Raw genomic sequence first — 16,048 nt, forward strand, 5'->3', positions numbered from 1 at the left:
TATGCAAGCCAGAATACAACTTAAAAATATCAGCCAACATGAATTGGAACAATGTATGAAATGTTCCATTTGCACGGTATATTGCCCTGTTTCGGCTGTCGAACCGAAATATCCCGGGCCGAAACATGCGGGGCCAGACCTTATGCGTTACCGCATGAAAGACGCTGATTTCTTCAATGAGAACCTGAAGATGTGTCTCAATTGCAAGCGCTGTGAGGTTGCCTGTCCAAATGGAGTGAAGATTGGAGACATCATCCAAGAGGCCCGCATCAAATACAGTACGCATAGTCCTTCGCTGCGTGATCGCATGCTTGCCAATACAGATTTCGTCGGAACAATGGCTACTATGGTGGCTCCGGTGGTGAATTTCTCATTGGGACTGAAGCCTGCAAAGATGGTTCTTCATTCGGTAATGGGCGTTGACAAGCACCGAACTTTCCCCGCATACAGCAGTCAGAAGTTTGAAACCTGGTTCAAGAAAGAAGCTGCCGACAAGCAGAAAGCATTCTCAAAGTTTGTGAGTTACTTCCACGGTTGCTATGTCAACTACAACTATCCACAGCTCGGCAAGGACTTGGTAAAGATATTAAATGCCTGCGGATACGGCGTTCATCTGCTTGAAAAGGAGAAATGTTGCGGCGTTGCACTTATTGCCAACGGCCTTTCCAAACAGGCAAAGCGGCAAGGAGAGGCTAATATGAATGCCATGCGGCAATCTATCAAGAACAACGATGAAGCCATTGTGACGACCAGTTCGACCTGTACGTTCACCATGCGTGACGAATATAAGCACCTCCTTGAAATTGACAACGAAGACGTGAGAGGCAGTCTGATGCTGGCAACTCGCTTCCTTTACAATCTCATCAGCAACGGGAAGATACGTCTCTCCTTTAGAAAGGACTTTCAAAAAAGGGTTGCTTATCACACAGCATGCCACATGGAGCGCATGGGATGGGTCATCTACAGCACTGAACTGCTGAAAATGATTCCAGGACTCGACCTGATCATGCTCGAAAGTCAGTGCTGCGGAATAGCCGGAACCTATGGTTTCAAGAAAGAAAACTACGAGCGTTCGCAGAAGATTGGCGAGAGTCTGTTCGACAACATCAATAAAGTTGCTCCCGATTGTGTTTCTACCGACTGCGAAACTTGCAAGTGGCAGATTGAGATGTCAACCCAATACAAGGTCATTAACCCAATCTCTCTCATTGCCGAAGCCCTTGATGTAGAGGCCACCCAACAGCTCAATGCCTGAAAACCATGGCCTTCTGAAGTTCCTTACGCCGTCAATCACCCCCACAAGGGTATAAGTGTGGCAACCTCATCAGGCAGGCATTGTCAGCGAATTTATATCTCGTTGAATTTCAACGGCTTACATCATACATTTCAACTTGCATCAAATGACGCTGTGATTTGCGTCAAATGACGGGGTAAAATGCGTCAAATCAGCGGCTCATCTGCGTCAAATCAGAAGCTCAAATGCGTCAAATCAGGAAACCACTGAATTTGAGTTCATACCTCGTTGATTATCAGACAATTAGAGACAGGCACATAGTTATCATGAAGAATAACGTATTCTGTGAATTAAAATGAGGTGACAAGCTGTAGAACTTGCCACCTCATTTCTCTTGACAACCTGCATCTGAGCAGTGAATATGCTTAGAATTGGTTCTCAACAATATCGCTCAGCACATCTTTTATATCAAGACCTGCAGCGCGAACCTGCTGGGGAATGAAGCTCGTGGCGGTCATTCCGGGAGTGGTGTTGATTTCAAGCATGTTGACAACATCGTTTCCTTCAGCATCCTTTGAAATGATATAGTCGATGCGGATGATGCCATTGGCATGCAGGATATCGTAGATACGACTGGTCTCGGCAGCCACTTTAGCCGCTGTTTCCTTGCTGAGGCGGGCCGGAGTAATCTCTTGAACCTGTCCATTATACTTGGCATCGTAGTCGAAGAACTCATTCTTTGTCACCACTTCTGTTGCAGGAAGCACCACTTCCTTATCGTGGGTCTTATAGATACCCTGTGAGATTTCGACACCATCAAGGTAGCCTTCTATCATCACTTCATTGCTTTCCATGAACGCAACGCGCAAAGCGGGAGCCAATTGGTCGGCATTCTTCACCTTTGAAACCCCGAAACTGCTGCCGTCAGCAGAAGGTTTTACGAAGCAAGGCATGCCCAATCGCTTTTCAATCTGCTCCTCATCATAGTCTTCTCCACGGCGAAGCAGGATGCTGTCTGCCACGCGAACTCCGAAACCACGCAGGTAGTTGTTGAGCACATACTTATCAAATGTCATGGCTTCGACCAACACTCCGCTCGTTGAATAAGGCAGATGAATGAGGTCGAAATATCCCTGCATGACGCCATTCTCACCAGGTTGTCCGTGGATGGTGATGTAGGCATAATCAAAGAAGACCGTTTTCCCGTTATGTTTGAACGAGAAGTCGTTCTTGTCAATGGCTGCCGTGGCACCATCACTAAAGTTGACATGCCAGTCAGTTCCTTTCACATCAACGATATAGACATTGTATTTCTCCTTGTCGAAAAAGGAATAAAGTCCCTGTGCAGAGCGCAAGGAAACGTCGTGTTCCGATGAATCGCCACCGCAAACGATAGCTATGTTTCTCCTTAAATTTTCCATAATTTATATTGATTACCTATTATTCAGCAAATGTGTCCTGCGTAGTTCCGCTGATATAACCACGCCATTTTGCAATGAGTTGACTGAAATCATCGGGCCATTCGGAGTCGAAATCCATCTGACGGCCTGTTGAGGGGTGGACAAAACCCAAGGTCTTGGCATGCAAGGCCTGGCGTGGGCAGAGCTTGAAGCAGTTCTGAATGAATGCTTTATAAGTGCTGCTGCGTTGTCCGCGCAATACCTGTTCGCCTCCATATGTGGCATCTGCAAAGAGCGGATGACCGATATGCTTCATATGTGCACGTATCTGATGCGTGCGACCTGTCTCAAGTATGCACTCCACGAGCGTTGTATAGCCAAAGCGTTCGATAACGCGATAGTGGGTAACTGCATTCTTTCCGATGCCACTGTCGAGCGAAAAGACTTTCATGCGCAGTCTGTTCTTGGGGTCACGGGCTATGTTTCCCTCGATCGTTCCCTCGTCGTCAATGAGGTTTCCCCATACCAAGGCATTGTAACTACGGTGGGTTGACTTGTTGAAAAACTGTTTTCCAAGTGCTGACTTGGCATCAGCAGTCTTGGCAACGACAAGGAGTCCGCTTGTATCTTTATCGATACGGTGAACCAACCCGACCTCCGGATCGTTGGCATCAAAGCTTTCCAAATCTTTCAAATGCCATGCCACAGCATTGATAAGCGTGCCCGTGAAATTGCCTGCACCAGGATGTACCACCATGCCGGCCTGCTTGTTGATAACCATGAGAACGTCGTCTTCATAGACGATATCAAGCGGAATATCTTCTGCAACGATACTTGTGTCGTGCTTAGGACGGTCGAGCATCAGCGTGATAACATCTCCCGGGCGTACCTTGTAGTTGCTCTTTACGGGCTTATCATTCACGTGGATGAAGCCCGAATCGGCTGCCTGCTGGATGCGGTTACGGCTCTGATAAGGGTTCTTCTCGGCCAGAAACTTGTCAATGCGCACGGGAGTTTGCCCCATGTCCACCTCAACTTTCCAGTGTTCAAAGAGTTGTTGTTCATCCGTTTCGAGGTCTTCTATGTCGTAATTCAGCACTTCTGCCATATCAATTCCTTTCAATAGACTTTTCTCATTCACTGCTGCTATGCCCCTTGGCAGGTTCTTTTGCATCGGGCCCCGACACCACTTCAAATTCGTCTACGTCTCCTTTATCCTCCGGAGTGTCTTCTACCGCAGGATCAACATAGTCAATGGAGTCATCGGCACTGCGCATACCATTGCCTACCTGTATGACAAGTGCAGCCTCAACCGACACTTTATCGCCCGCAACAACATGCCTGCCATTGACCAAAATGCCATAGACCCAGTCTCTTTCTCCGGGAATATACTGCGGAGTTTCAAGATGAAAGCCCATTGCAGTAAGCTTAGCCATGGCCTCACGAAGCGAGCAGTTGTCAATGACATCAGGGATAGTCATGGTGGGAGAATGCGGAGAATTGATCGTCACATAAATGATATGACCCGACTTCACACGTTCTCCCGGGACAAGAGATTGCTCAAGAATGCAATCTGCAGGAAGGCTTTTCACATAGCCGGTATCAACGACCTGGAGTTCAAGACCAAGGCTGTTAAGAATATGTTCAGCATCAGCGAGCTGCTTATGTCTGAGATTTGGAATGGGAATAGACTCTCCGTGATGCGTATAAAGATCAAGTCCGAACTTCACTCCAAGGCAAAGTAAGACCACTACGGCAGCCATGGCAATGAGGTTTTTCCATAGATACCAGCTCTTGAATTTATTCAGGAAATCCGACGACTTCATCTTAATTACGTTGTTTTCTTATGCTGCAAAGGTAAGATAATCCCCTTGAAATACAAAATAAAAAACACAAAAAGCAGCAAGGAACAGATTTCCTTGCTGCTTTTTGCTGCCTTCTTTACGTTCTACAACGGATTATTTTCCGTGGTTTTCATCAGAGACAGTTAACTTCTTTCGACCGTGGGCACGACGTGAAGCCAATACACGACGACCATTCTTCGTTGCCATTCTTTCACGGAAGCCATGCTTGTTTACACGACGACGGTTGTGAGGCTGAAATGTTCTTTTCATTTTCTTACTTATTTATTTTTGTTATTAATTCGCTGATAATGCCCTGTGTGGAATCCTAATCTGTAACGTACAACACTCCCACTTTGGGCTGCAAAATTACTCATAATTTTCGAATTACCAAAGAATTAAATGAATTTTCAGTAACGATTTGATGTTTTTTTATAAAAATATAGTAACTTTGCAAGCGTTAAATTCAGTACTTCTGAATTTGCATTTCAAACGAGATAACAATAAACATTCAATGATATAACAATGATTAATTCACAGGAAATTAAAATCGGAACTTGCATCCGAATGGATGGTGGCATTTGGAAGTGCATCGATTTCCAGCACCGTAAGCCAGGAAAAGGCAACACTGTAATGAACACCAAGCTTAAGAATGTTGCCGATGGCCGTGTACTTGAGCGTACATTCCAAGTGGGTTTCAAGCTTGATGACGTTCGCGTGGAGCATCGTCCTTACCAGTATCTCTACGAAGATCCTACTGGATACATCTTCATGAACCAGGAAACTTTCGAGCAGATTCCAATCAACAAGGAGCAGATAACAGGTGTGGAATTCATGAAAGAAGGTGACATCGTTGACGTTGTTACCGACACTACAGACGGTACAATCCTGTCTGCAGAGATGCCAGTGAAGACCATCTTGAAGGTCGTTCACAGCGAACCTGGCATCAAAGGCAACACGGCAACCAATGCAACAAAGCCTGCGACATTAGAGAGTGGCGTTGAAATTCGCGTACCTCTCTTTATCAATGAGGGCGAGACTATCCAGGTAGATACCCGTGACGGCAGCTATCTTGGTCGCATTTCAGAATAGAACAACAAGAAGTTTACCCAAGTCTATCCACGTGATATTCGTGGGTAGGCTTTTTCATTTCCATTAAATCGTCCTTACTATGAAATACTCTGTCATTGTTCCTGTATTCAACCGACCCGATGAAGTGGCCGAACTTTTAGAGAGTCTCACCGTGCAATCACTCACTGATTTCGAGGTGATTATCGTGGAAGACGGTTCAAAAGAGCCATGCGAAACAGTGTGCAAGCAATACGAAAAGCAGCTTGACATCAAGTATTTCATGAAAGAAAACAGTGGCCCGGGACAGAGTAGAAACTACGGGGCAGCACGTTCTGAAGGCGAATATCTATTGATTCTCGACAGTGATGTGGTGCTTCCTGCGGGCTATATAGCTGCCATCGATGAGGAATTGCAACGCGAACCGGCCGATGCCTTCGGCGGTCCGGACCGAGCACATGAGTCGTTTACCGACACACAGAAGGCCATATCCTACTCCATGACAAATTTCTTCACGACGGGAGGTATACGCGGTGGCAAGAAGAAACTCGACAAATTCTATCCCCGTTCGTTCAATATGGGCATCCGTCGTGACGTATATGAACGTCTTGGAGGCTTCAGCAAGATGCGTTTCGGCGAAGATATTGACTTCAGTATCCGCATATTCAAGGCAGGATGTTCATGCAGATTGTTCCCCAAAGCATGGGTATGGCACAAGCGACGCACCGACTTTCGCAAGTTCTGGAGACAGGTGTACAACAGTGGTATTGCCCGTATTAACCTCTATAAAAAATATCCCGAGAGTCTGAAACTCGTGCACTTACTCCCTATGGTGTTTACCGTGGGCTGCGCTTTATTAGCATTCTTATTCCTATTGGGCATTCTGTTATTCTTCATTCTGCCGTCCGGCATGATGCAAGCCGTGGGACTCGGTCTTTCCATTCTTGCCCTTCAGCCTCTCATTCTCTATAGTTTTCTCATCTTTGCCGATGCCACTTCAAAAAACCACAGTGCCAAGATTGGTTTGCTTAGTGTGACATCTGCTTTCATTCAACTCATCGGTTATGGCTGCGGTTTCATTGAAGCCTGGTGGAAACGCTGCGTGAAAGGCAAGGACGAATTCAGCGCTTATCAAAGCAACTTCTATAAGTAAGCGCCTCTCCTACCCCCTCCAAGGAGGAGAATTACCATACAAAGCTCTGCCTACAGCAATGTATTCTACATTTAATTTGGCAGAGAATAATAAATGAAATAACCATGGAAGCAGAATTGAACAACACTTATAAGAGTATCGTTCATTGGGCAGAAGAAGATCGACCGCGTGAGAAATTAGAGCGACTTGGGCCTTCTGCCTTGAGCAACGCAGAGCTTTTAGGCATTCTTATCGGTAGCGGGACACCGAATGAGAGTGCAGTTGACCTAATGAAACGCATCATGATGGACTGCAACAACAACCTGAATACACTTGGAAAGCTAAGCATCCAGCAGTTGGAACAATATAAAGGTGTGGGACCGGCAAAGGCTATAACCATCCTCGCGGCCTGCGAATTAGGGAAGCGGAGAGCCATGGAAAAGGCAGAAGAACGCCAGTCTATCGACTCTTCGAAAGCCATTTACGAATATCTCCACCCGCGAATGCAGGACTTAGATGTAGAAGAAGCATGGGTGATGCTGCTCAACCAGCACTACAAACTCATTAAAGCACTGCGCATCAGTCATGGAGGAATCAGTGAAACAGCTGTCGATGTGCGCATCATTCTGAAAGAAGCATTGCTCTGTAATGCCACTGTTTTAGCCTTAGCTCATAATCATCCGAGCAACCATGCACAACCCAGTGGTCCCGATGACCAACTCACACAGCGCGTAAAAAAAGCCTGCGAAGCCCTCCGCATCTACTTTCTCGACCACGTCATCATTACAGATGGCACCTATTATTCATATCATGACAGTGGAAGACTGTAAACTTTTCAATACTTCAAAAACAAAGGAACACATTGTTTCTAATGAGTTATTGTTTGATAAAACGGACGATATCTTCCAGCACCTCGGGAGAAATGGTTTCTTCGATCAGGCGATATTCCGACACATTTCCCGTCGTACAATGCTGGAAAAGATGATTAAGAGCCGGATATTCCTTAACGAAATTCTTCGGATTTTCAGTCAGATGAGCCTTAATCCCAATAAGGTTAAGCGATGAAATCACCTGAACATCACGCTCCCCATTTATGGCCATGACAGGACAAAGCGTTTTTGATATATCGCCGGACGGGTCATAATCCATGAAGAAATTCAGCCAAGGAGACTTCTTCATATAGGCATTCACACGGTATTGCAAGGTAGACAATCGCATCGGTTGTCCCGAGAGTTCCAACAATCTGTTGGCCTGTGCCGTGAGTGCAGTATCACCTCGCACTCCAATTCCAGCCATACTGATGACAAAGTCAACCTTTCCTTTCGCACCAAGTATGAAGGCTATCGAGCCACCTTCACTATGTCCGAGCACACCTACTTTGCTGAAGCATTTTAATGTGCGTAGAAATTCAATGCCACTTGCAGCATCCCGCGCAAAATCGGCAGTTGTTGCATGCTTCACATCGCCCCCTGTTGACTTGCCAAAACCACGGTCATCGTAGCGCAAAGAGGCCACACCATGCCGTGCTAAATAATCGGCTATCACGAGAAATGGCTTATGTCCGAAGATTTCCTCATCGCGGTTTTCCTGTCCGCTGCCTGTAACCATCAACACAACAGGTGTTTTTCCCTTCTTATAATCTATTGGATACGACAGTGTTCCCACAAGCGTTGCCTTATCAGTTGCATTTATAAACGTCACTTCTTCTGTCTTATAAGGAAATGGTTCCACTGGATTTTGCGGACGCTTCAACTTTTCTTCGCCACGCTTCAACGTTAATGGAAACGCCAACCCCTGCGTAAACGTTCCGACAATCTCGTCACCTTTCAACCTGCCTTGATAGCTGAGACCTAACTGTTCAAGACTGACACTGATAGAATCTGCCGAGCAATAATCGCTCTTTACAGGTATATTCATAGCTCCCTGGTCTGGACTGTCGAGCGAACACACCGCATTTTCCGAAGTCTCATGCGCCACATGCAACACGAGAGTCAATGTCTGCGGACCGACATTCAACTTGCCTGTCCACACACCATCCATGGCATGCTGAGCTGAAACACCGAAAAACGGGCATAAAAGACAAAGCAAGAGAAGCGCCTTCTTCATCATATCAAAGTTTAATTACAAGTAAATACTGCTGAAACTATCCCATCAACACGATAAAGTTCTATGCACACAGAGCGCTCAAAAAGTTCAACTTAAGCCGTCAGAACTTTGATTCACCCTCCACATATTCACCCAAAAACAGATGTTCTCCGTCGAAAACGGCATATGTGAACTGCCAAATCCAGTCACCAAGTATCAGCATACGCGTGCTTTTATCAATGGGCAGGTCGAGTTCTATGTGGCGATGTCCGAAGAGAAAATAATCAATATTCGGATGAGAGCGCTTGTAGTCGCGGGCGAACCTCACGAGAAATTCCTTGTCTTCTCCCATGAAAGGAACTTCCTTTCCGTCTGCTCTCTTCAACCTACTATGCTTGGCCCAGTTCAGTCCTAAAGCCATTCCCCAGCGTGGATGAACGAAGTTCAGCAGGCGCTGGCACGTGTGGTTATGAAACAGTTTACGTAAGATTTTAAACTTATTGTCGGGATCTCCCAACCCATCTCCATGCGCCAAGAAGAACACCTTGCCATAGATTTCGGTCGTCACAGGCGCTTTATGCACGATAACTCCACACTCTTCTTCCAGATACCCATACGTCCACAAGTCGTGATTACCCGCAAAGAAATGCACTTCCACGCCGTTATCAGTCAGCTCGCTAAGCTTTCCCAAGAAGCGGGAATAGCCTTTCGGCACCACATAACGATACTCATTCCAGAAATCAAACATATCTCCGAGCAGATAAACTGCCGAAGCCTTTTCCTTGATACTGTCGAGAAAGCGCACCAATCTCCGCTCCTGCGTGCGGCCATGAGGTATTGCCAACGAGCCCAAATGGGCGTCACTCAAGAAATAAACGTTTTTACCCATTTAATCAAATCCAAGTTCTACACGTGCTTCTTCGGTCATCATGCTCTGGTCCCATGCGGGTTCGAACACCAAATTCACATTGGTTGAAACCACACCTTCCACGCTGTCAACCTTCGTACGCACGTCTTCCAAAATGAAATCTGCTGCCGGACAATTCGGTGCAGTGAATGTCATGTCAAGGTCAACGCAGCCGTCTTCCTTCACATCTATCTTGTAGATCATGCCCAAATCCCAGATGTTCACGGGGATTTCCGGGTCATAAACCGTTTTCAGTACATCGACAATACGTTCTTCTATCCGTGTTTTCTCTTCCTGTGTCATATTCCTATATTTATATTGCAAAGATAACAAATAAAATGAAACAAACGGATTTCACTTATATAAAAATGAGAAATAAAGGACAAGACGTGAGAGATAAGGCGGTATTTCATGCCCAGAACAAACGCCAACAAATAAAAAAGGAGAAACTATTTGCCTCTCCTTTTGGAATGATGAGTCGGGATTAGGCGACATTTCGCACACAAAGTAAACCTACAAGAAATAAAAAAGAGAGACTAAAAAGCCTCTCTTCTTAACATGATGAGTCGGGATTAGGCGACATTTCGCACACAAAGTAAACCCACAGAAAATAAAAAAAGAGAGACTAAATGCCTCTCTTCTTAACATGATGAGTCGGGATTAGGCGACTCGAACGCCCGACCCCTACGTCCCGAACGTAGTGCGCTACCAACTGCGCTAAATCCCGAAACATTGCGTTTTGCATCTGCAAAGGTACACAAATTTCTGTAATTACTCCATTTTTTGATAGAAAAATTTGCCAGTATACAGAAAAAAGACTACCTTTGCAAACGCAAATCAAGAAGTAAAGGTGCCATAGCTCAGTTGGTAGAGCAAAGGACTGAAAATCCTTGTGTCCCCGGTTCGATTCCTGGTGGTACCACTTCCTCCTTTCATTAAGCCGTTTGTTCTCTTCGGAGGCGAGCGGCTTTCTTGCTTTATATGCCTGTAGTTAAGGGGCTGTTGCCTTACAACGATTTCGCATACCACACATAACCATTCCATTTCCAAACTTAACTGGCAAGACGTTTCAAGCCATATTGCTTTGTATCACGCCCCGCTTCTGCCTTAAACTCCACAGTTATTTCCTCTTGCTTTTGTAAAGATTATTATCCGAATTTTACCCCCTTGGAATCTTACCAAATAGAAAAAACAAAGCAGAAAAACAGGAGTTATTTCTCGATTTCAAGGTATCTGAATCGCAACTTCATTCATCATACGCTGCAATATGCGTCAAAACACAGTGCTTTTTGAGTCAAAACACGAGACAATCTGAAGCTAATCATGGTGTGATTTGACGCAAATCACAATGCCTTTTGGCGTTTTTCATTGTCCATTTTCCGTCTTAAAGTAAGCAAATTACTGATTACCAATCTTTTACAAACTATCAAAATACAGCGTGTATTTACGTCCACTTGTTTTTTATTTTCAAGCAAGGCCCTTCCTGAAGAGGGGTTTGTAAAAGAAAATACTAACACCCACCCCCGCCCCTCCCCAAGGGAGGGGAGAGCTGACTTGAGGGACCTCCCCCAGCCCCTCCCAAGGAGGGGAGCCCGAACTTGCAAGGAAATTAGTTATAACTTACTTCGTAATTATAAATTATACATTGTGAATTATGAATTAAATACAATTCAACACTGCACATTCAACATTAAAAATTATTCATCATGAATTGTGAATTATGAATTAAATACAATTCAACACTACACATTCAACATTAAAAATTACACTTCATCCATTGTGAATTATGAATTAAACACAATTCAACACTGTACATTCAACATTAAAAATTACTCATTATGCATTGTGAATTATGAATTAAACACAACTCAACACTACACATTCAACATTAAAAATTATACTTCATCCATTGTGCATTATGAATTAAATACAATTCAACACTGCACATTCAACATTAAAAATTATGCATTATGAATTGTGCATTATGAATTAACTTAAAGCAGTTCGGGCAATTCAAACAGCTTGATGCCGTTACTACCTTTTATTAATATATAGCAGTTTTTGGGGCAATGGGCAGCGATTTCAGCCTTAACCTCATCCACATTCCTGAACTTTCGGAAGTTGGTATGGGTCTTTCCAAACTCTTCTCCGACAAGCCACACCTCTTGAAAACCGTCGGCTTGAAGCTTATCCACTAATTTCTGATGCTCCAAATCAGACACTTCACCTAATTCACGCATGTCTCCAAGAATGGCCATTTTATGCTCCACATTCATCAACTTGAAGTTTTCAATGGCGGCAGCCATGCTCGATGGGTTTGCATTATAGGCGTCGACAATCAACTTGTTCTTGGCCGTCACCTCCAATTGACTACGGTTATTGGCCGGCACATAGCTTTCGAGCGCATGGTTTATCTGCCCGGGTGTCACGCCGAAATGCAGACCTATGGTAATGGCTGCAAGCATATTGTCGATGTTATAGGCACCAATCAAGTGGCTTTCCACCTCATACGTGCGTGCTTTGGACTCTGTTGTAGAGAGGTCTGTCCATGAGAAATGAAGGAAAGGAGCACTATCTATGACCTCACCCCGCACGTTGGCATCATCACTCTGACCGTAAGTGATGATGCGATTCATCTCACGTTGGCGTGCCATATCCACAAGATCGGCATTGCTTTCGTTGAGAAACAGCAGGCAATCATGGGCTTTCAGATAGTCGTAAAGTTCGCCTTTGGTTTGCTTTACGCCTTCAAAGCTGCCGAAACCCAGCAGATGTGCACGGCCAACATTCGTTATCAGACCACACGTCGGCTCTGCATAGGTGACGAGTTTCTCTATATCTCCGGGATGACTTGCACCCATTTCGACCACTGCTATCTCATGCGTTGCATTGAGCCGGAACAGCGTTTTGGGCACACCCACATCGTTGTTGAAGTTTCCCTCAGTATGCATCACATTGTAACGCTCAGCAAGAACAGCCGAAACAAGCTCCTTGGTGGTGGTCTTTCCATTGGTTCCCGTGATGCCAATGACAGGGATATTGAACCGACGGCGATGCTCTCGGGCGAGCTTCTTGAATGTTGTTAAACAGTCGTTTACAAGTATCAAGCGGTCGTTATCAGCCTCGGCAAATGCAGGTTCGTCAATAATGGCGTAGGCACAGCCCTTATCTAACGCAGTCTTGGCAAACTTGTTACCGTCAAACGAAGCACCTTTCAGTGCCAGAAAAATACTGTCTTTGGGACAGTTTCGACTATCAGTAGTGATGCAGGGATGCTGCTGGTAGAGGTCATAAAGTTGTTTTATATCCATAGAATTGATGAATGTTGTGTTGCAAAGTTACATTTTTTTCTGTTATGACCTAATATATAATGTTAACGTTTTGCGGTTAGACCGTGATTTAATTTGCATTATCAAGCAAAATATAATAACTTTGCAGAGTATGAAACCGATAGATTATACCATCAATGTAAGAGGCAGACTGATAGACCTCGGCAGCCCGAAAGTCATGGGAATCCTCAACTGTACGCCCGACAGTTTCTATGCAGGCAGCCGCAAACAAACCGAACATGAGATTGCAGAACGGGCCAATCAGATTATCAGTGAGGGCGGAACGATGATTGATGTTGGTGCTTTCTCAACGCGTCCCGGTGCCCAGGAAGTGAGTGAAGAAGAGGAAATGACACGGTTGAAAGCTGCATTGAAAACGGTGAGAAGCGTGCAACCCGATGCCATTGTCTCTGTCGACACCTACCGACCTGCCGTGGCCCGCCGTTGTATTGAAGACTGGGGAGCCGATATCATCAATGATGTGAGCGAGGGAGGTATTACTGGTATCGTCAACACGCCTATCCATGAAGCCGAGAATATGTTTGATGTGGTGGGAGAACTGAAGGTGCCTTACATACTGATGTCAGTGAAATCCAATCTTCACGACATGATGATTGCCTTTGCTGATGAGGTGCAACAACTGCGCGACCGCGGTGCAAAAGACATCATCCTTGACCCTGGTTTCGGCTTCGGAAAGACGCTTGAACAGAACTATGAGATATACAATGGCATGGAACAATTAGCCGCTTTGCATCTTCCCTTGTTAGTAGGTATCTCACGAAAGACCATGATCTACAAGCTCGTGGGAGGCGATCCGTCGACAGCCTTGAACGGAACGACCGTCTTAAACACTGCCGCTTTGCTCAAAGGTGCAGGCATTCTGCGCGTTCATGATGTGCGCGAAGCAGTGGAAGCCGTGCAGATTGTCTCGGCCATTCAATCGGGCCCGGTTGCTGAAAAGCCTTAACCGATGCTCCATATAAAATATAATTCCACATTCAAACCCCTCATTCACATTATGAATTATGAATTAGATACAATTCAACATCAGTCATTCAACATTAAACACTACATATAATTCCACATTCAACACTTCTCATTCAACATTCATATGATGCCTTTTGACTTCGGAATAAAAGATGTAATCGACATCTTTCTGGTTGCTCTTATCCTCTATTATCTCTATCGTTTAATGAAAGAGAGCCGCTCGCTCAACATCTTTATCGGTGTGATGGTGTTTGTTCTTGTATGGCTTTTCGTGAGCCAGGTACTTGAAATGCGACTCTTAGGCTCTATTCTTGACAAGTTGGTTGGCGTGGGAGCCATAGCCTTGATTGTGCTTTTTCAGGAAGAAATCCGTCGTTTTCTCTATTCTCTTGGTGCACATCAGCGCATCAAACAGTTCAGCAGGTTCTTCGGCCAGCGTCGGGATGAGAAGAACCGCGAGGCTACTCGCCAGATGATTATGCCCATTGTATTGGCCTGTATGAGTATGGCGAAGGCAAAAGTCGGTGCATTGATCGTCATCGAACGCAGTGCCCCACTCGATGATATCGTGGAAACCGGAGACACCATTGATGCCAACATCAACCAGCGTCTCATTGAAAACATCTTCTTCAAAAACTCTCCTTTGCACGACGGAGCAATGATAATATCCCGCAAACGCATTAAAGCTGCGGGCTGTATCCTGCCAGTAAGCCACAACCTTGATATCCCCAAGGAACTTGGTTTGCGTCATCGTGCGGCCATGGGTATCAGCCAAGACAGCGACGCTGTAGCCATTGTAGTGAGCGAAGAGACCGGACGTATCAGCGTTGCCATTAGGGGTCAGTTCCACCTTCGACTCTCGGCAGAAGAACTCGAAAGCATACTTACGAGCGAAATAGACTGATCTTTTAGCGTTTTTTAGCCTACTAACCCGCATTATTTCAATAATTTTTGCTATTTTTGCAAAGTAGAAATGACAATTTAACGAATTGAAATAACTCAAAACACCTATTGAAAATACAGTAAACTATGGATTTATTACAGCAAATTATTGTACGTGCGAAGGCGCATAAGCAGCGTATCGTGCTCCCGGAAGCAGAGGAGGAGCGCACTCTGAAGGCTGCTGACAAAGTATTGTCTGACGATATTGCTGACCTCATCTTGATTGGTAATCCTACCCATATCAAGGAACTGGCCACACAGTGGAACCTTAAGAACATCGACAAGGCTACGATTATCGACCCTCAGAACAATCCGAAGAGTGAGGAATATGCCGAAAAACTCGCCGAACTTCGTAAGAAGAAAGGCATGACAATAGAGCAAGCTCGCGAGTTAGTTACCAAGAACAACCTCTACTTGGGCTGTATGATTATCAAGACAGAAGGGGCAGATGGACAGATCAGTGGAGCCTTGAGTACTACCGGAGACACGCTCCGTCCTGCGCTTCAGATTATCAAATGCGCTCCCGGTATTACCTGTGTGAGTGGTGGACTGTTGCTCATTACGAAACAAAAAGAATATGGTGAGAATGGCGTTGTAGTCATTGGAGACGTTGCAGTGACTCCCGTTCCCGATGCAGGACAGTTAGCTCAGATTGCCGTTTGTACTGCAGAGACCGCCAAAAGCGTAGCAGGTTTTGCGGAACCACGCGTGGCCATGCTGAGTTTTTCGACCAAAGGCAGTGCCTCTCATGAAGTAGTTGACAAGGTGGTTGAAGCCACGAAATTGGCCCATGAGCTTGCTCCCGAACTGCAGATTGACGGAGAACTCCAGGCCGATGCAGCCCTTGTTCCAGCTGTTGCGGCAAAGAAAGCACCCGACAGTAAGATTGCAGGCCATGCAAACGTACTCGTTGTGCCCAACCTCGAAGTAGGAAACATCGGTTATAAGCTTGTTCAACGTCTCGGAGATGCTATCGCTATAGGCCCTATCCTCCAAGGAATTGCCCGTCCTGTCAACGATCTTAGTCGCGGTTGTTCTGTCGATGACATCTACTATATGGTAGCTATCACCGCCTGTCAAGCACAAGATGCTAAAGCTAATGAGCAATGAGAAGTGAGGATTT

16 protein-coding genes and 2 tRNA genes are annotated in these 16,048 nt (G+C 45.4%); 9 read left to right on the top strand and 9 right to left on the bottom strand.

The annotated features are described in order from the left end of the window. The first annotated feature begins 1 nt into the window (after window position 1). On the top strand, window positions 2–1,255 hold the full coding sequence (gene glpC / locus EL210_RS12295) for an anaerobic glycerol-3-phosphate dehydrogenase subunit GlpC (RefSeq protein WP_026285964.1): 1,254 nt from the start codon (window positions 2–4) through the stop codon (window positions 1,253–1,255). 404 nt (window positions 1,256–1,659) lie between these two features. Here glpC and EL210_RS12300 read toward each other — a convergent pair whose 3' ends face one another. The 4 genes from EL210_RS12300 to rpmH all read right to left on the bottom strand — a co-directional run bounded on the left by EL210_RS12300 (window position 1,660) and on the right by rpmH (window position 4,748). Next, window positions 1,660–2,655 (bottom strand): D-alanine--D-alanine ligase, encoded by a 996-nt coding sequence (locus EL210_RS12300; protein WP_004373857.1) that lies wholly within the window; start codon window positions 2,653–2,655, stop codon window positions 1,660–1,662. 19 nt (window positions 2,656–2,674) lie between these two features. Beyond that, window positions 2,675–3,742: an RluA family pseudouridine synthase gene (locus EL210_RS12305; RefSeq protein WP_025879621.1), complete on the bottom strand. Its 1,068-nt coding sequence runs from the start codon at window positions 3,740–3,742 to the stop codon at window positions 2,675–2,677. A 25-nt stretch (window positions 3,743–3,767) separates the two neighbouring features. Continuing rightward, the gene (locus EL210_RS12310; protein WP_004378017.1) at window positions 3,768–4,460 is read right to left on the bottom strand and encodes a PASTA domain-containing protein; all 693 of its coding nucleotides are present in this window, start codon (window positions 4,458–4,460) and stop codon (window positions 3,768–3,770) included. Window positions 4,461–4,592: 132 nt separating this feature from the next. Next, on the bottom strand, window positions 4,593–4,748 hold the full coding sequence (rpmH, locus tag EL210_RS12315; protein WP_004378018.1) for a 50S ribosomal protein L34: 156 nt from the start codon (window positions 4,746–4,748) through the stop codon (window positions 4,593–4,595). Between the two features lie 252 nt (window positions 4,749–5,000). Between rpmH and efp the strand changes: the two genes are divergently transcribed. The 3 genes from efp to radC all read left to right on the top strand — a co-directional run bounded on the left by efp (window position 5,001) and on the right by radC (window position 7,505). After that, window positions 5,001–5,567, top strand: a complete 567-nt coding sequence (gene efp / locus EL210_RS12320) for an elongation factor P (protein WP_004373848.1) — start codon at window positions 5,001–5,003, stop codon at window positions 5,565–5,567. A 79-nt stretch (window positions 5,568–5,646) separates the two neighbouring features. Continuing rightward, the gene (locus EL210_RS12325; RefSeq protein ID WP_018920613.1) at window positions 5,647–6,696 is read left to right on the top strand and encodes a glycosyltransferase; all 1,050 of its coding nucleotides are present in this window, start codon (window positions 5,647–5,649) and stop codon (window positions 6,694–6,696) included. 104 nt (window positions 6,697–6,800) lie between these two features. Continuing rightward, window positions 6,801–7,505 (top strand): RadC family protein, encoded by a 705-nt coding sequence (gene radC / locus EL210_RS12330; protein WP_018920612.1) that lies wholly within the window; start codon window positions 6,801–6,803, stop codon window positions 7,503–7,505. Window positions 7,506–7,551: 46 nt separating this feature from the next. On the opposite strand, the gene EL210_RS12335 is transcribed toward radC, so the two are convergent. From EL210_RS12335 to EL210_RS12345, 3 genes are all read right to left on the bottom strand, one after another. Then, window positions 7,552–8,784 (bottom strand): alpha/beta hydrolase, encoded by a 1,233-nt coding sequence (locus tag EL210_RS12335; RefSeq protein ID WP_004378021.1) that lies wholly within the window; start codon window positions 8,782–8,784, stop codon window positions 7,552–7,554. A 97-nt stretch (window positions 8,785–8,881) separates the two neighbouring features. After that, the gene (locus tag EL210_RS12340) at window positions 8,882–9,649 is read right to left on the bottom strand and encodes a UDP-2,3-diacylglucosamine diphosphatase (protein ID WP_004378022.1); all 768 of its coding nucleotides are present in this window, start codon (window positions 9,647–9,649) and stop codon (window positions 8,882–8,884) included. Then, window positions 9,650–9,970 (bottom strand): iron-sulfur cluster assembly protein, encoded by a 321-nt coding sequence (locus EL210_RS12345; RefSeq protein WP_004373839.1) that lies wholly within the window; start codon window positions 9,968–9,970, stop codon window positions 9,650–9,652. A 35-nt stretch (window positions 9,971–10,005) separates the two neighbouring features. Here EL210_RS12345 and EL210_RS13655 point away from each other — a divergent pair, with 35 nt between their 5' ends. Then, window positions 10,006–10,155 (top strand): hypothetical protein, encoded by a 150-nt coding sequence (locus EL210_RS13655; protein WP_018920610.1) that lies wholly within the window; start codon window positions 10,006–10,008, stop codon window positions 10,153–10,155. Between the two features lie 166 nt (window positions 10,156–10,321). Here the strand turns inward: EL210_RS13655 and EL210_RS12350 are convergent. After that, window positions 10,322–10,394: transfer RNA gene (locus tag EL210_RS12350), tRNA-Pro, on the bottom strand. Between the two features lie 122 nt (window positions 10,395–10,516). Between EL210_RS12350 and EL210_RS12355 the strand changes: the two genes are divergently transcribed. After that, window positions 10,517–10,589 (top strand) — tRNA-Phe (locus EL210_RS12355). A gap of 1,072 nt (window positions 10,590–11,661) precedes the next feature. On the opposite strand, the gene EL210_RS12365 is transcribed toward EL210_RS12355, so the two are convergent. Beyond that, a complete protein-coding gene (locus tag EL210_RS12365; RefSeq protein WP_018920609.1) occupies window positions 11,662–12,978 on the bottom strand; it encodes a UDP-N-acetylmuramoyl-tripeptide--D-alanyl-D-alanine ligase in 1,317 nt (438 codons plus the stop codon). A 130-nt stretch (window positions 12,979–13,108) separates the two neighbouring features. Here EL210_RS12365 and folP point away from each other — a divergent pair, with 130 nt between their 5' ends. From folP to pta, 3 genes are all read left to right on the top strand, one after another. Continuing rightward, window positions 13,109–13,963, top strand: a complete 855-nt coding sequence (gene folP, locus EL210_RS12370; protein WP_018920608.1) for a dihydropteroate synthase — start codon at window positions 13,109–13,111, stop codon at window positions 13,961–13,963. A 147-nt stretch (window positions 13,964–14,110) separates the two neighbouring features. Then, window positions 14,111–14,887 (top strand): diadenylate cyclase CdaA, encoded by a 777-nt coding sequence (gene cdaA, locus EL210_RS12375; protein ID WP_004378026.1) that lies wholly within the window; start codon window positions 14,111–14,113, stop codon window positions 14,885–14,887. 125 nt (window positions 14,888–15,012) lie between these two features. After that, window positions 15,013–16,035 carry a phosphate acetyltransferase gene (pta, locus tag EL210_RS12380; protein ID WP_018920607.1) on the top strand — a complete coding sequence of 341 codons (1,023 nt, stop codon included), beginning with the start codon at window positions 15,013–15,015 and terminating at the stop codon, window positions 16,033–16,035. Window positions 16,036–16,048: the final 13 nt, after the last annotated feature.

The organism is Segatella oris (assembly GCF_900637655.1).
Lineage (GTDB): Bacteria > Bacteroidota > Bacteroidia > Bacteroidales > Bacteroidaceae > Prevotella > Prevotella oris.

Coding starts and splice junctions, on each gene's coding strand:
- glpC (WP_026285964.1), top strand. CDS start 2: ATGCAAGCCAGAATACAACTTAAAAATATCAGCCAACATGAATTGGAA.
- EL210_RS12300 (WP_004373857.1), bottom strand. CDS start 2,655: ATGGAAAATTTAAGGAGAAACATAGCTATCGTTTGCGGTGGCGATTCA.
- EL210_RS12305 (WP_025879621.1), bottom strand. CDS start 3,742: ATGGCAGAAGTGCTGAATTACGACATAGAAGACCTCGAAACGGATGAA.
- EL210_RS12310 (WP_004378017.1), bottom strand. CDS start 4,460: ATGAAGTCGTCGGATTTCCTGAATAAATTCAAGAGCTGGTATCTATGG.
- rpmH (WP_004378018.1), bottom strand. CDS start 4,748: ATGAAAAGAACATTTCAGCCTCACAACCGTCGTCGTGTAAACAAGCAT.
- efp (WP_004373848.1), top strand. CDS start 5,001: ATGATTAATTCACAGGAAATTAAAATCGGAACTTGCATCCGAATGGAT.
- EL210_RS12325 (WP_018920613.1), top strand. CDS start 5,647: ATGAAATACTCTGTCATTGTTCCTGTATTCAACCGACCCGATGAAGTG.
- radC (WP_018920612.1), top strand. CDS start 6,801: ATGGAAGCAGAATTGAACAACACTTATAAGAGTATCGTTCATTGGGCA.
- EL210_RS12335 (WP_004378021.1), bottom strand. CDS start 8,784: ATGATGAAGAAGGCGCTTCTCTTGCTTTGTCTTTTATGCCCGTTTTTC.
- EL210_RS12340 (WP_004378022.1), bottom strand. CDS start 9,649: ATGGGTAAAAACGTTTATTTCTTGAGTGACGCCCATTTGGGCTCGTTG.
- EL210_RS12345 (WP_004373839.1), bottom strand. CDS start 9,970: ATGACACAGGAAGAGAAAACACGGATAGAAGAACGTATTGTCGATGTA.
- EL210_RS13655 (WP_018920610.1), top strand. CDS start 10,006: ATGAAACAAACGGATTTCACTTATATAAAAATGAGAAATAAAGGACAA.
- EL210_RS12365 (WP_018920609.1), bottom strand. CDS start 12,978: ATGGATATAAAACAACTTTATGACCTCTACCAGCAGCATCCCTGCATC.
- folP (WP_018920608.1), top strand. CDS start 13,109: ATGAAACCGATAGATTATACCATCAATGTAAGAGGCAGACTGATAGAC.
- cdaA (WP_004378026.1), top strand. CDS start 14,111: ATGCCTTTTGACTTCGGAATAAAAGATGTAATCGACATCTTTCTGGTT.
- pta (WP_018920607.1), top strand. CDS start 15,013: ATGGATTTATTACAGCAAATTATTGTACGTGCGAAGGCGCATAAGCAG.